Here is a 14,406-nt window from a genome sequence, read left to right as displayed (position 1 = left end):
CAACCACACAACTAAAATGCTGCAATGATTAGTGCCCACCTGCTGTCAGATAGGTATATAGTCTTCTTCTTTTCTTTTGTAATCTCCCAATCCGCTATTTTCCCATTATGAGTGTTGAATTTACCGGATGGATCTAACCTCATCTAAGTGGCTTTGCTTGTTCGATCATTAATATTGTTGTACTTATGAAATTACTTGACTTAGTTTGTTGGCTTATATCAATTTCTTTAATTTTAGCCACTCAATTCACCCCTTAACTCTTTTTCAAAGCTCTATCTTTAGTAAGCAATCATATCTACTGTTGCCAGCAAATTTTATTCACCCTTACCATTCCTTTATCGTTAAACAAAGTATATGTACATGCTGGACAGTTAGCTCGATAAACTTCACCTTCTTTTATTATGTGAACATCCCTATCAAACATAATCTATGGGTACCATTAACCTTTATTCCCAAATTCAAAGGAGTGATAATATGAAACGTGGTATTCTGTTTTGGATTTTGGATTCTTCACCAGCATGAGTATTGGTTGTTTTGTTGACCAACTTCTAAATCTTTTGTTATAACTACTGATGCGCAAGATAATCCCTCCTAAATTAAAATCATTGTGTAGAAAAGTTTTATAATATGGTCATACAGCTGCGATTATTAACAAAGTACCTATTTTCACAGCAATTTTCTTTTTCATACCTATTTTAGTTAAGATAGATTGAAATTCATCACCAAAACACCTAATCCACTTGTAAATTCATAGATTTCATAATCATTTTTCATAATTTGATTTTCGGTCTTAATTGCTGTGCGCTAAAATTAACAGGTCCATTAAGGTTTATGGCTGGGTTATTTGCAAAACCAGTTAATCTATAAGTAGCACATTGATAACTATTAATTTTATCAATCGTTTGAGAAGATGTTATACTAATATCTTCTCCGCCACCTTCAATTCCTCTGATTGACCTATGAATAGTGGTATCTCCTCTCCATACTTGATGAGTAAATTCATCACCACCTTGGTTGTTTAATACAAATGTCCAACTTAGCAATACAATATCACCAGGTTTTAAGTTATTTAGTGTTAACAGTGCAATTGTTGTAGGATAATTTGAATCAGTTGAAAGAGACCCTAAGTCCACATCGTTTGTTGCAGGAATATGAAATTGAAAGTCAACTATCTCAAAGCCTTCGCCATTACCTCTACACAATTGGTTACTCATTCCGTCATCTCCCTTAAATATTTTATTTATATATATGGCTGTCTAGATATTATTGTGTGGGGAGATGTCTGTAAAAGTTGTAATATAAAACTATCGATGTGTAGTTAAATTCAATTTGACTATATATTCATGCTTCTTAGATTCAAGTCTTTCACAATAACTCTTGAGTTTTCATAACACTTTACTTATACCTCCCCAATTTACTCGCTGCTTATTTTGTTTAATATAAATTTTATGTTTTTGGTAATAATACACAAAAAACACTTTATCTTTACACAAGTTTTAACTGGAGGTAATTATGTTCGAAATCATTGAAAATATAAGAAATTTGTTAGTCAACTCCTATTTCACCAAAGGGTTAATTTACCAATTTTTTATTTCGTTTGTTAAATTTTTCGTTCTTTATTGGATAATAAAATTAGCTATTATTAACGGGATCAAGGAATCCAAAAATAATGAATAATAAATAACTCCTTCTATTAAAAACACCTTAAATTGGCTTACGAGGTGTTTTAAAAATAGCTGTTTTTCATTTAAGAAATAAACACGTTTCAACTAGCGTTCGTGGCATCTTTTCTTCTGTACAACGATGACTTTAAACTCACTGTTTAATGTGCTGATTTGGTAACAATAGCAACAAAGTTAACAACAAGGACCTTTATAATTTACCAAACATAATTACTCAGGAGTTTTCTAAAACCCTCATTAGCTTTCGATTATAGTCAGTCTAAATTCCACTGTTCGATATCATTCAAGTGATACACTTATACCATAGAAATAACTATTACTTTTAAAGGTTGAATTTTTTGACAACTGCTGTAAATGATGCGAAAACTCATAGTGTGATCGCTACTCTCCCGGTAGGATTAAACTCTAATGCTACTTTTACTCCTGATGGAAAAGTTGCTTTTGTTACAAATTCAGATTCTGATACAGTTACCATCATTAAGATAAAAACTCATTCCGTTACCGCTACTATCCAACTGCTTTTCCCGCCATCTAATGTTATTTTTACCCCGGAAGGGAAGTTTGCTTATGTGTTTGAAGTGCCCTCTTAATCAAAAATCAACAATTCTCCTCCACTTTAGTAACCACTATATAACATAGGATTTATAAGCTAAAATTATCCACAGGATAATCCACAAGGTCTTGATTAACTCCTATATCCCTCGAGGTAACTGAAGGTCATTACTAAAAAGCATCCTAGACTATTCCCATTCTAGTTGACTGTGTTTCTATAAAAAATTCCTCTCTAAAAAATGATATACTTTACAGCTCATTTTAACTGTCGTGCTTCCTTTATTAAGATAATCTTAAGAAATATCTACCCATAATATTAAGAATTGAATATTACAATACAAATCAAAATCAAAACTACAAGATATAAAAGGAGTCTTAATTATGAAGAAAATCATTGTAGCAACAGTGGTTGCTTCTACTATTGCATTTGGAAGTGTAACAGTAGTTACTTTGGCTTATAAGAACAAATTTTTTGATCGATTGCAAGGTGAACCTAATCAATTTTCTAAAGACGAATCTCTTTGGATGTATGATTATGAGGGCTTAAAAACTTCTGATGGCAAGTTAGTAATAAAATTTGATGGTGAAAATGGAATTATAGATTCACAAGGAAATCAAATAAATAAGGATAACTACTACCGTATACTCGGAAAACAGGGTTTTAGTATCATAGGATATGAAGGAGATGATCATTTACCTGAAGAAGAAATGGTAAAACGAAGAATAAGCGCTTTTCGTGTAGATAAAGCTGGAAAGACTCAAGTGGAAATTAACCAAGAAATCATGGAAGGAAAATCACAAATTAATCTATATAGGGAAGCACATAAATTAGGAATTAACTTTGAAGACAAATCATCAGATCAGTTGTTAGCAGAAATAATGGATATACGAAAAAAAGGTACATTTGAAATATATGATGAGTATTATACTGCTGAAGATTACAAATGGACACTAAGGATGGCAGAAGAAAATAGGATTGAGACAGATGGGAAAACTCTTCGCCAAATAGAACAAGAATTACTTAAATATTTACCCTCCATCAAGTCCTTATGATGTAAGTTTCATTATATAAACCTTTTTTTAACTTACCTTCTCAATTTAAACTATTCACAAGTTAGATATGGAAACTGAATGAGGAGATTATTAATAATTTCAGGGCTAAATACCGATTTAACTCCACACTCATTGAGACATACTCCTACATTTAATACTTGCAGAGATTGGAGTGAATTGACTTTAAACTATAGAACTTCTTAGCATAAAGATGGTGACACACCAAAACATGTTAATACACATATTACTAAGTCTATGAAAAAAGAGGCTTCCCAAAAGTTCACCGAACTCATGAGAAGCCTCTGTTAATATCCTCAATGTTAGCAAAATGTTAGCAAACTACTCTCACTTTACCAACAAATCCTTATCTATCAAGGGTTTGAGGGGCAGATTACATCATGCCGCCCATTCCACCCATGCCGCCCATTCCGCCCATGTCAGGCATTGCAGGTGCGCCACCTTCTTCAGGTTGGTCAGCTACTACAGCTTCGGTTGTTAAGAACATTGCTGCAACAGATGCTGCATTTTGTAATGCTGAACGAGTAACTTTTGTTGGGTCTACGATACCAGTGTCGATCATGTTAACCCACTCGCCAGTTGCTGCGTTGAAGCCTACGCCAACTTCTTCACGTTTTAGACGATCTACAACCACAGATCCTTCTAAGCCAGCGTTGTGAGCGATTTGTCTAATTGGCTCTTCAAGTGCACGTAAGACGATATTTACACCAGTAGCTTTATCTCCGTCAGCTTCAATTGCTGATACTTTGCTGTGTACATTTACTAGTGCAGTACCACCACCAGAAACAATACCTTCTTCAACAGCTGCGCGCGTTGCATTTAAAGCATCTTCGATACGTAGCTTACGTTCTTTTAATTCAGTTTCTGTAGCTGCACCAACTTTGATTACAGCTACGCCACCAGCTAATTTAGCTAAGCGCTCTTGTAATTTTTCTTTATCAAATTCAGAAGTTGTTTCTTCTAATTGTGTACGAATTTGGTTTACGCGAGCTGCAATTTTATCAGATGCGCCAGTACCTTCAACAATTGTTGTATTTTCTTTTGTTACAACAACTTTTGAAGCACGACCTAATTGAGCAACAGTAGTAGCTTTCAAGTCCAATCCTAAGTCTTCAGTGATTACTTCAGCACCAGTTAGGATAGAGATATCTTCTAGCATTGCTTTACGACGGTCACCAAATCCAGGAGCTTTAACAGCTACTGCATTAAATGTACCACGAAGTTTGTTTACAACTAGTGTAGCTAAAGCTTCGCCTTCTACATCTTCAGCAATCATTAAAAGTGGTTTACCTTGTTGAACAACTTGCTCTAATACAGGTAACACTTCTTGGATATTAGCAATTTTCTTATCAGTGATTAAGATATATGGATTTTCTAATACAGCTTCCATTTTATCTGAATCAGTAACCATGTATGGAGAAGCATATCCACGGTCAAATTGCATACCTTCAACAACTTCTAATTCAGTTGCGAAGCCTTTTGATTCTTCAATAGTGATAACACCATCATTACCAACGCGTTCCATAGCTTCTGCAATTAATTGACCTACTTCTTCATCAGATGAAGAAATTGCAGCTACTTGAGAAATTGATTCTTTACCTTCAATCTGTTTTGAGATTGCTTTAAGCTCTTCAACTGCAACTTTAGTAGCTTTCTCAATTCCTTTACGAACGCCCATAGGGTTTGCACCAGCAGTTACGTTTTTAAGACCTTCAGTAATCATTGCTTGTGCTAAAACAGTTGCTGTAGTAGTACCGTCACCAGCTACATCATTTGTTTTACTAGCTACTTCAGCAACTAGCTTTGCACCCATGTTTTCAAATGCATCTTCTAATTCGATTTCTTTTGCAATTGTAACACCATCATTTGTAATTAATGGAGAACCAAATTTTTTCTCTAATACTACATTACGTCCTTTAGGTCCTAATGTAACTTTTACAGCATTAGCTAGTGCATCTACACCACTTAGCATAGAACGGCGTGCTTCTTCGCTAAATTTAATATCTTTTGCCATATTGTTTTACCTCCTCAAATTTTCCTAATCTATTAAATAATGTTCAATCCGTATGCTGTTGAACATCACACATTATGTTAAGTACAAAGGTGGATAAAATTAGCTAAGTACAGCTAAAATATCGCTTTCACGTACGATTAAGTATTCTTTACCGTCAGATTTTACTTCAGTACCAGCATATTTTGAGAAGATGATACTATCACCTACAGCTACTTCAAGAGCTACACGCTCACCGCTGTCTAATACTCGACCAGAACCAACAGCTACAACTTTTCCTTCTTGAGGCTTTTCCTTTGCAGTATCCGGTAATACGATACCACTTGCAGTCTTTTCTTCTGTTTCTTCAATTTGAATAACAACACGATCACCTAATGGCTTTAACAAGTGAAACAACCTCCTCAAATAATTTAAATGGTATTATTTTTCAATATTCTTCTATTAGCACTCGCTATACTTGAGTGCTAACACAACTATTATATTAATGAATCTCACATGTTTTTGCAAGTCTAAAGCAGAAAAAAATTCCTAATTTCATATATACCCCATAAATAGACAAGTTCTCCCTTGTATAACCACAACATTCGTCCTACTTTTATAAGGCTCTCTTCGTAAACTTTATTGTTATTGTGACCAGCATAAAACCATAGAAAGTGTTTTGTTCGGTTGTCACTCTAGTTAAGTACTTGGCAAAATCTTAGTATAAAAAACATCATTTATATCAACAGCGCCCTATGTCTAGGACCTTGTAGAATTAATATTACTACTGTTGGTGTATTGGAGCGTTAAGTAGGTTTTACATGCTTGAAATAAAATGTATAACTTCATATGTAAATATCCTTATCATCTGACCCCTTAAAATTATGTCACAAATAAGGAGGAATAAACATAAAAAACATAATATACATGAGTAAATTAGAATACTGTGATAAAATACGGTAAGTATTGTACTAACCTGTGTGTATTGGACATACATTATTAATGCATATTTTAATCGGACAACTATGATGAAAATAGTTGTAAAAGCTAACAATGTCAAATCATTAAGATAAATCATTTGAATAGGGATTTTTTCTTTCTGATAAAATGACATGGTGACCTCTAAAAGCTGCGAAGGGGAACAAAACATTCCCAAATAACAAAATACTATTAGAGATCAAAGCAGCATGAACAAACATTTAAAGGAGATTATTTTATTGATTAAAAAAATATTTCCACCGTTCGAAAGACATTATTGGTATGTAATTATCGCGTATATTATTGTCCAATTTTCAGCGACTTTAGGTGTGCCATTATTAGAAATTTTAGGTGTAGGCGAAGAAGCACAATCAAATGATATTGCAATAGTCATTAGGGTTGGTTATTGGGCCGTAATTAGCTTTATCCTCGGATTAATGATAATTCTCTTTATTATGAAAAAAGATATGATTAATAGAGTGATTCCTGAAGATTATCCCTCTACTGGTAAAGCCATTTTCTGGTCAATCGCAGGTATTTTCCTAGCGTTATTTGCACAATCTTTAGCAGCAAATATTGAAATGTTACTTGGAATTAATCCGGGCTCAGAAAATACTGAAGTGCTTATCGGAATTTTTGAATTAGTCCCGTTATTCATTATTGTCACTTCAATCATTGCACCAATATTAGAGGAAATCATTTTTAGAAAGATCATATTTGGCTCGTTGTATAAGAAGTATAATTTTTGGATATCAGCACTTATTAGTTCTGTCATATTTGCCCTAGTTCATGGCGAACCAGAGCATATTCTCATATACAGTTCAATGGGATTTACTTTTGCCTTTCTTTATGTGAAAACAAAAAGAATACTCGTACCTATTATTGCACACGTTTCAATGAATACATTTGTGGTCTTAATACAAACTATCTACAAGGATGACATTGAACAAATGCGACAACAACTGGAACAAATGCAGTCGATTATTGGAGGACTTTAACATATGCGCCGCTCACCTTTATTTTTTGGATTTATATATAGTTTTATAGGGATCGTTTTCACATATCTCGCAATTCAATCAGCTCAAGAAACAATTTGGAATTTCCCCACTCTCATATTGTCTTTTGTAGCCACCCTTGATTTTGGAGTGGCTATTCGTATGTTTATCTTTCATAACAAACTGAAAAAAATAAAATAGTTAAAACAACCTTCCTAGCTAATGGGAAGGTTGTTTTATTCTATGGCTGTTATCACATTATTTGTTGCTTTTCGTAATAAGAGCAAACACGAATATGTTTGGGAGATCTTTTCTTCTCTATATACATATCAGTTATTCAAAATACCTTTCTCTGTATCAACCAAGCTTATGTGCTATTAATTCATCGTAATAGTGAACAAGTTGTGGATATGAAATTAGCTCATTCTTGCCTTTATCACTAAGTGTATAAGTTCCTCTTCGCACCCTTTCAAACCAGCCGTAATAATTTTTATTAAGAATGGATACAGTTTTGTCACCCGTTCCCATCTCGCGAAGATCACTTGTTGATAACTGGTCGAAACGTTCGAGACAACAGGCAATATGAATACAGTTTTCTTTGTACGCCGTTATAATTTTTTGATTCTTGCTCCCACCAACATTATGGTTACGATGCCTTCCTTGCATTTCAGTTAAAAGTAAATCTCTTTTTTTCTTGCTTCTTTGCATACTTTTTTTCCGATCAAAGTCAGCTGGAGCTATAATCATTTCTACCTGTGCAATACCCTTTTTGAAAGTTACAATCATAAGGCCTAATTCTAACCTTCTGACCAAATAACAAATATCCTGCCATTTTTTAGAACGCAAAGAATATGTAGGTCTCGGGATAGCAATGTACACCTGATCGGATAAACGCTGCCTTTTAGTAGCTTGTATTAACAGCTTTATACTTAAATTAAGCTTAAGCTCCACGATAACTAGCTCATCGTCTTTTATAGCTGCTATATCACAATGGTTGACTTCTCCATATACTTCATAGCCCTGTTCTGTAAAATGCTCTTGAATAGGTTTATATAAATCAACCTCATACAATTTTGTTGTTTTATTGCTCATTACATCATTACTTTCTTCATTTATTCAAAGCTTAAATATTAGTTAATATACGACCTTTATATTTAATATATTCACATGACACCTGCTAGATTTACTATAAAAAAAAGTGAGCCTCTACAATTTGTAAAAACTCACTTTGATTACCTTTATTATGATTTATGGTTTGGTTGTTACTCATTTTCAGCCATGTTTTCCTGTTCTAGTTTTTCCACTTTGCGAAAGGTTATTTTTGAGATAAAGATACTTATTTCATATAGAATAAATAAAGGTATCGTCACCATCAGATGTGAAATGAGCTCTGGTGGCGTAATAAATGCTGCTATAACTAGTAAAACAAAATATGCGTATTTTCTTATTTTCGCTAAAAACATAGGCGAGACTATGCCAAGTCTAGTTAAAAACATCACAACGACAGGAAGCTGAAACAATATTCCAAATGGAATAGTGATTTTGAATAGAAATTGGAAATATTCATTTATCCCAATAACTTGATTAACCGTTAGGCGTTCAGATATCCTCGTCATAAACTCAATAACAAATGGAAATAGAATAAAATAGGAAAATGAAACCCCACCTAAAAATAGTAACACTGATATTGGTATATAACTTAAAGTGATTTTCCGTTCTTTTTCATATAAGCCTGGGCTAATAAACGCCCAAAGCTGGTATAAAATAACTGGTGCAGTAATTACAAAAGCTATAATAAAAGCAAATTGCATATAAATTTTTATTGGATCAGTTAAGGAAAATGCATTCATCGTCAGCTCTTTTGCTTCATCAGCCTGTTGTAAATAGACAATGATTGGCTCAGCCAAAAAAAAGCTTCCAATTGTAGCCATAACAAAGAAAACGGCTGCGATAATTAGACGCTTCCTTAGCTCTCCTATATGATCGTATACAGACATTTCTTTACTATCATTCATACTTTCTCATCCTATTGTTACTTCTTTTTATTATTTTCATTTGCAATGTCTTGTGCCGCTCTCTTAAATTCTCTAAGTGTTTCTCCAGCAGCTTTTCCTAATTGAGGAAGCTTATTTGGACCAAAGATAACGAGTGCGATCACTAAAATTAATATAAGACTTCCAATTCCTATGTTAATTGGTCTCACCTCCATCATAAATTACAAATAATTTTCCTGATCTATCATTATAAAGCATAAATTGTTTTTATAACTCGGTGATCATGTAAACGACCATAATGCCAATATAGCTACTATTCAGTTGGGTAGTTTTTAAGGAAATAAACTAAAGATTGTAATTCAACTGCTAAATCAATGTGATGAATCCTAATATGGTCAGGTACATTAATTCGAGCTGGCGTAAAATTCAAAATACCCTTAATACCTGTTTCTACTAAACGGTCAGTCATCCCTTGCGCAACTGGTGCAGGTACAGTTAAGATGGCGACACTTACATCCTTGGTAATATATTTTTCTAAGTCATCCATATGATAAATAGGAACATCTCCAACTGTAGTGCCAATTTTTTGCTCATCAACATCAAATGCAAGTTCAATTTTCATATTATTATTTTTAATAAAGTTGTAATTTAAAAATGCAGTACCTAAATTCCCAACCCCGATTAACACCACTTTTGTTAGTTCATCTTGATCTAGTGTTTGTCGAAAAAACGTTAATAAGTAATTAACATTATAACCATATCCTTTTTTACCTAAAGCACCAAAATACGAAAAATCTCTACGTATTGTTGCAGAATCTACTTTTACAGCCTCGCTTAATTCAGCAGAAGATACGCGCTGCTTACCTGCAGCATGAAGATTTTTGATGAAACGATAATACAATGGTAAACGCTTTGCAGTAGCTTGTGGAATTTTTGTTTGTTCGTTATTCACTTCTATTCCCCCACATTCAAACAGCTATTCATTCACTGCTCTCTAATAAAGTCTCCGTTCTTTCCACCAGTCTTCTCTAATAAATAAGTTGGACCAATAACCATACCTTTATCAACTGCTTTACACATATCATAAACAGTTAAGGCACACGTACTAGCAGCAGTTAGAGCTTCCATTTCAACACCTGTACTACCTTTAGTTTTAACTTCTACGATAATAATAAGCTTGTATAATTGCTTTTTTTCTTCCCATGTAAACGTGATATCGACACCCTTTAAACTAATTGGGTGACACATTGGGATAATATCTGCTGTTTTTTTTGCAGCCATAATACCAGCCACTTGAGCTACAGCTAACACATCCCCTTTTTTTATTTTTGAATGAATAATCTGTTCATAAATTTCTTGATTAACTGAGATACTTGATCTCGCTATAGCAGTTCTAAATGTTTCGCCCTTTTCAGAAATATCAACCATCTTTGCTCTACCTTGATCATTAAAATGTGTAAATGAAGACACTTGCTTTTCACCTCTCAATATGACTATACTACACTATTTTTACAATCCTGTCGTTACTTTAACAAGGCGTGAAAACTATATGTACATCCAAGGCCATTTCTATCACCTTTTGAGTACATGGCTTTTTTCATAAATGGTGAATTGTAACGAATAATTTAGCCCATTGTCATAGTTTTAATGATGAGAAGCTGCAACAAACGATATAATAATTCGTATTTGTGTCTCAGTACATGGCTGCTGTTTTCGCATTAATTGTTGCTTTTCGTTCTAAGAAATAAATACGTATAAACTTAGCGGTTGTAGGCACCTTTTTTCATTATAAATGAGGTCAATTGCATAAGTTCATTTTATGCTGTCCTAAATTATTCACAATAGCAACAAAGTTTACGAAAAGAGCCTTAACGTCTACAACCTAAGTTTAATATGACTTCAGTAAGAAAGCGCATACAAAATAAGCTAAACTATTATTAAAAATATGCATTTCACAAGCCTTTGATAAGTAAACATTGGAATCCAGTGAAAGAATATTGCTCATTTCATACATTTTAAGATACACTAAAACTATTATAACAGAGGTGAACTAACATGATAGTGTTACAAGTGAATCAGCTCACAAAATATTTTGGATCTGATCTTATTTTATCGAATATAAAGCTAGAAGTACAATTGAAAGATAGGATTGCTGTCGTTGGCCGTAACGGCGCTGGAAAATCAACTTTATTGAAAATAATAGCAGGTTATATGTCTCATGATAGCGGAAGCGTCATGAAACCGAAAGACATTTCTATTGGATATTTAGCACAGCATAGTGGCTTAGATTCAGACTTATCTATTTGGGAAGAAATGTTAACCGTGTTTGAACCGTTAAAAAAAATGGAGATAGAATTACGTGAACTGGAAGAGAAAATGTCCAATCAAAGCCTAATGTCAAACAAGGCAGATTACGACAAACTATTAAAAGAGTATGATCATTTGCAAATTCAATATAAAGAACAAGGCGGCTATCAATATGAAGCTGATGTACGAGCTGTTCTACATGGACTCCAGTTTTCAAGCTTCAATTATTCGACACCTATATCATCATTAAGTGGTGGTCAAAAAACGAGGCTTGCTTTAGGGAAGCTATTATTATCAAAGCCTAATTTATTAATACTAGATGAGCCGACTAACCACCTTGACATTGATACACTCACTTGGTTAGAGCAATATTTACTCGGCTATCCTGGAGCTATTCTCATTGTATCTCATGACCGTTATTTCCTTGATAAAGTCGTTACACAAGTATACGAAATTTCTCGAACTAATTCAGCAAAATTCATTGGTAATTATAGTGATTATTTAAAGAAGAAAGCAGAAAATTATGAACACGATTTAAAGCTTTATGAAAAGCAGCAAGGTGAAATTGCTAAGCTTAAGGATTTCGTTCAACGAAACTTAGCACGAGCTTCAACAACAAAGCGAGCACAGAGTAGAAGAAAACAACTAGAAAAAATGACAGTTCTAGAGAAGCCTGCTGGAGATGAAAAATCAGCTTCGTTCCACTTCGACATCGAACGTCAAAGTGGAAATGAAGTTTTGAAAGCCAATGATATTTCTGTTTCATATGAAAACAACAAGCCTATTATCCAACATATCAATTTTCAAATCATGAAAAGTGACAGTGTAGCTTTGGTAGGTCCAAATGGTATTGGGAAATCAACCTTACTCAAGGCAGCGATTAATAAGATACAAGCCCTACAAGGAGAATTTTCCTTTGGATCAAATGTTAAAGTTGGCTACTATGACCAAGAACAAGCAAATCTTAGTTCTAATAAAAGTGTTCTTAATGAGCTGTGGGATGAGTATCCATCAAAATCAGAGAAGGATATAAGGACAGTGTTAGGCAACTTTTTATTTTCAGGTGATGATGTGTTAAAGCCGGTATCAACACTTAGTGGCGGCCAAAAGGCACGACTTGCGTTAGCAAAGCTTATGTTACAAAAAGCTAATCTGTTAATTTTGGACGAGCCTACGAACCATTTAGACTTGGATAGTAAAGAAGTTCTTGAAAATGCATTGATTGACTATCCTGGTACAATTCTATTCGTCTCCCACGACCGCTATTTTATTAACCGACTAGCGACGAAAGTGTATGAGCTTGCTCCAAACGGTATTACTGAATATTTGGGAGACTATGATTATTTCATATCAAAGAAAGCAGAGATTGAAGAAATCAAGCTGTTAAATGAACAAAAAGTGGTCAATCCTTCAATCAAGGAAGATAAAACGCAGACGAAGCTGACTTATGAACAAGACAAGGAAATGAAGAAATTACAGCGTCAGAGAAAAAGAAAAATTGAAGAACTAGAAATGGAGATATCAAAACTCGAACAAAAAATAGATGAAAATGAAACTCTATTATGTGACCCAACTATCTTTCAAGATCACGAAAAAGTGGCCTTGATTAATGAAGAAAACTCACAGTACCAGGAGCAACTAGAACAATTAATGACCGAATGGGAAACACTCCATGATTAGAAGAAAAGCGCAAGCGCCTTGTTCATCCCTGACAAGCACTGGAGGCATTTTCTGTGAAGGTGCTTTTGCCTTCATGGAAAATGGCGAAGTGACTAGAGGGGATAGGCGCTGGAGCTGGACATGAAGAAAAGTGGAGACGACTGTTTTGCCTCGACAAGCGTTGGAACTACAATCCTAGAAGGTGCTTTTTACCTTTTAGGATTGTAGTGAAACGACCTCGAGAGGCTAGGAGGCGGAACTGGACATGAAGAAAAGCGCAAGCGCCTTGTTCATCCCTGACAAGCACTGGAGGCATTTTCTGTGAAGGTGCTTTTTGCCTTCATGGAAAATGGCGAAGTGACTAGAGGGGATAGGCGCTGGAGCTGGACATGAAGAAATGCGGAGACGACTACTTTTCCTCAACAAACACTGGAACCATTGCATTTGAAAGCGTTTTTGCGTTGGAATGCAATGTGAAGTGAACACGAGAGGCTAGTAAGACAGAACAAAAGCGCAAACGCCATGTTCATCCCCAATAAGCGCTAGAATCATTGCAAAAAAGATGTCTTTTACACTTCATGTGAATTGTAGTTTTCTCTTCCACATAGTTATCCACAAACAATTCATTGTAGTGTATGTTATACACCGACTTTTACACATTATCCACAGTTTTTATCAAAGTTATCCACTTATTCTCTTGCTTCAAAAGTGCTTTTAAACTAGCTTTTGTTACTAATTTTCCACAATAGTATTTTTTCTGTGGATAAAGTTGTGGAAAAAGACCGTATTCTCAGGAAGAATCACGGTCTTTCATAACATTGTTATGTTATTATTCATTATACTATTGCTCAATATCAAGGCCAGGGTTCCCATTTAAAGCCATGTCCGAACGCTTTCCTTGTTTATATAAAACACTACCTGCTGCTGCAATCATTGCTGCATTATCTGTACATAGAGATAGCGGAGGAATAATTAATTCTATATCATCCTTTGAGGAAAATTTTTCTTTAAGAGCAGCTCTTAGCCCTTGATTGGCAGCTACACCACCAGCTAATAATACTTGTTGGACATTATACTTATCAACAGCTAACATCGTTTTTGTGACTAATACATCTATTACGCTTGCTTGAAAGCTTGCTGCGATATCTTTTGTTGCTAAATCCTCACCACGTTGCTTC

General features: G+C 34.4%; 15 protein-coding genes. 5 read left to right on the top strand and 10 right to left on the bottom strand.

Features of this window, described 5'->3' with window-relative positions:
• Positions 1–11 precede the first annotated feature (11 nt).
• Positions 12–143 carry a hypothetical protein gene (locus JM172_RS25275; protein ID WP_284730497.1) on the bottom strand — a complete coding sequence of 44 codons (132 nt, stop codon included), beginning with the start codon at positions 141–143 and terminating at the stop codon, positions 12–14.
• Positions 144–770: 627 nt separating this feature from the next.
• Positions 771–1,214: a hypothetical protein gene (locus JM172_RS21800; protein ID WP_214484463.1), complete on the bottom strand. Its 444-nt coding sequence runs from the start codon at positions 1,212–1,214 to the stop codon at positions 771–773.
• A gap of 806 nt (positions 1,215–2,020) precedes the next feature.
• Here JM172_RS21800 and JM172_RS21795 point away from each other — a divergent pair.
• Both JM172_RS21795 and JM172_RS21790 read left to right on the top strand, forming a co-directional pair.
• Positions 2,021–2,272 carry a YncE family protein gene (locus tag JM172_RS21795; protein WP_214484462.1) on the top strand — a complete coding sequence of 84 codons (252 nt, stop codon included), beginning with the start codon at positions 2,021–2,023 and terminating at the stop codon, positions 2,270–2,272.
• Between the two features lie 343 nt (positions 2,273–2,615).
• Positions 2,616–3,287: a hypothetical protein gene (locus tag JM172_RS21790; protein ID WP_214484461.1), complete on the top strand. Its 672-nt coding sequence runs from the start codon at positions 2,616–2,618 to the stop codon at positions 3,285–3,287.
• Positions 3,288–3,678: 391 nt separating this feature from the next.
• Here the strand turns inward: JM172_RS21790 and groL are convergent, their stop codons facing one another.
• On the bottom strand, positions 3,679–5,319 hold the full coding sequence (gene groL, locus JM172_RS21785; RefSeq protein ID WP_214484460.1) for a chaperonin GroEL: 1,641 nt from the start codon (positions 5,317–5,319) through the stop codon (positions 3,679–3,681).
• Between the two features lie 99 nt (positions 5,320–5,418).
• Entirely contained in the window at positions 5,419–5,703 is a 285-nt protein-coding gene (groES, locus tag JM172_RS21780) for a co-chaperone GroES (RefSeq protein ID WP_214484459.1), read from the bottom strand.
• Between the two features lie 809 nt (positions 5,704–6,512).
• Between groES and JM172_RS21775 the strand changes: the two genes are divergently transcribed.
• Together JM172_RS21775 and JM172_RS21770 are read left to right on the top strand one after the other, a co-directional pair.
• Positions 6,513–7,271: a CPBP family intramembrane glutamic endopeptidase gene (locus tag JM172_RS21775; RefSeq protein WP_250886830.1), complete on the top strand. Its 759-nt coding sequence runs from the start codon at positions 6,513–6,515 to the stop codon at positions 7,269–7,271.
• Between the two features lie 3 nt (positions 7,272–7,274).
• Entirely contained in the window at positions 7,275–7,469 is a 195-nt protein-coding gene (locus JM172_RS21770; protein WP_214484457.1) for a YdiK family protein, read from the top strand.
• 156 nt (positions 7,470–7,625) lie between these two features.
• Here JM172_RS21770 and JM172_RS21765 read toward each other — a convergent pair whose 3' ends face one another.
• The 5 genes from JM172_RS21765 to moaC all read right to left on the bottom strand — a co-directional run bounded on the left by JM172_RS21765 (position 7,626) and on the right by moaC (position 10,732).
• Complete coding sequence (locus tag JM172_RS21765) at positions 7,626–8,360, bottom strand: DUF2161 domain-containing phosphodiesterase (RefSeq protein ID WP_214484456.1); 735 nt, start codon at positions 8,358–8,360, stop codon at positions 7,626–7,628.
• A 170-nt stretch (positions 8,361–8,530) separates the two neighbouring features.
• On the bottom strand, positions 8,531–9,283 hold the full coding sequence (tatC, locus tag JM172_RS21760) for a twin-arginine translocase subunit TatC (RefSeq protein ID WP_214484455.1): 753 nt from the start codon (positions 9,281–9,283) through the stop codon (positions 8,531–8,533).
• Between the two features lie 17 nt (positions 9,284–9,300).
• Positions 9,301–9,477, bottom strand: a complete 177-nt coding sequence (locus JM172_RS21755; RefSeq protein ID WP_250886829.1) for a twin-arginine translocase TatA/TatE family subunit — start codon at positions 9,475–9,477, stop codon at positions 9,301–9,303.
• A 98-nt stretch (positions 9,478–9,575) separates the two neighbouring features.
• The gene (locus tag JM172_RS21750; RefSeq protein WP_214484453.1) at positions 9,576–10,214 is read right to left on the bottom strand and encodes a redox-sensing transcriptional repressor Rex; all 639 of its coding nucleotides are present in this window, start codon (positions 10,212–10,214) and stop codon (positions 9,576–9,578) included.
• Positions 10,215–10,246: 32 nt separating this feature from the next.
• Entirely contained in the window at positions 10,247–10,732 is a 486-nt protein-coding gene (moaC, locus tag JM172_RS21745) for a cyclic pyranopterin monophosphate synthase MoaC (RefSeq protein WP_214484452.1), read from the bottom strand.
• A gap of 585 nt (positions 10,733–11,317) precedes the next feature.
• Here moaC and JM172_RS21740 point away from each other — a divergent pair.
• A complete protein-coding gene (locus JM172_RS21740) occupies positions 11,318–13,249 on the top strand; it encodes an ABC-F family ATP-binding cassette domain-containing protein (protein ID WP_214484451.1) in 1,932 nt (643 codons plus the stop codon).
• 820 nt (positions 13,250–14,069) lie between these two features.
• Here the strand turns inward: JM172_RS21740 and JM172_RS21735 are convergent.
• Positions 14,070–14,406 (bottom strand): Kae1-like domain-containing protein (locus JM172_RS21735; protein WP_284730496.1); only part of this gene is annotated, 337 nt, incomplete at its 5' end.

This window comes from Bacillus sp. SM2101, assembly GCF_018588585.1.
In the GTDB taxonomy this organism is placed as follows: domain Bacteria; phylum Bacillota; class Bacilli; order Bacillales; family SM2101; genus Nanhaiella; species Nanhaiella sioensis.
The sequence above is the reverse complement of the archived record's forward strand: the minus strand, read 5'-3'. Positions and strand labels throughout refer to the sequence as shown.

What these genes read in the sequence shown, in the direction of transcription:
- JM172_RS25275 (WP_284730497.1), bottom strand. Translation starts at nt 143, where the DNA reads ATGAGGTTAGATCCATCCGGTAAATTCAACACTCATAATGGGAAAATA.
- JM172_RS21800 (WP_214484463.1), bottom strand. Translation starts at nt 1,214, where the DNA reads ATGAGTAACCAATTGTGTAGAGGTAATGGCGAAGGCTTTGAGATAGTT.
- JM172_RS21790 (WP_214484461.1), top strand. Translation starts at nt 2,616, where the DNA reads ATGAAGAAAATCATTGTAGCAACAGTGGTTGCTTCTACTATTGCATTT.
- groL (WP_214484460.1), bottom strand. Translation starts at nt 5,319, where the DNA reads ATGGCAAAAGATATTAAATTTAGCGAAGAAGCACGCCGTTCTATGCTA.
- JM172_RS21770 (WP_214484457.1), top strand. Translation starts at nt 7,275, where the DNA reads ATGCGCCGCTCACCTTTATTTTTTGGATTTATATATAGTTTTATAGGG.
- JM172_RS21765 (WP_214484456.1), bottom strand. Translation starts at nt 8,360, where the DNA reads ATGAGCAATAAAACAACAAAATTGTATGAGGTTGATTTATATAAACCT.
- tatC (WP_214484455.1), bottom strand. Translation starts at nt 9,283, where the DNA reads ATGAATGATAGTAAAGAAATGTCTGTATACGATCATATAGGAGAGCTA.
- JM172_RS21755 (WP_250886829.1), bottom strand. Translation starts at nt 9,477, where the DNA reads ATGGAGGTGAGACCAATTAACATAGGAATTGGAAGTCTTATATTAATT.
- JM172_RS21740 (WP_214484451.1), top strand. Translation starts at nt 11,318, where the DNA reads ATGATAGTGTTACAAGTGAATCAGCTCACAAAATATTTTGGATCTGAT.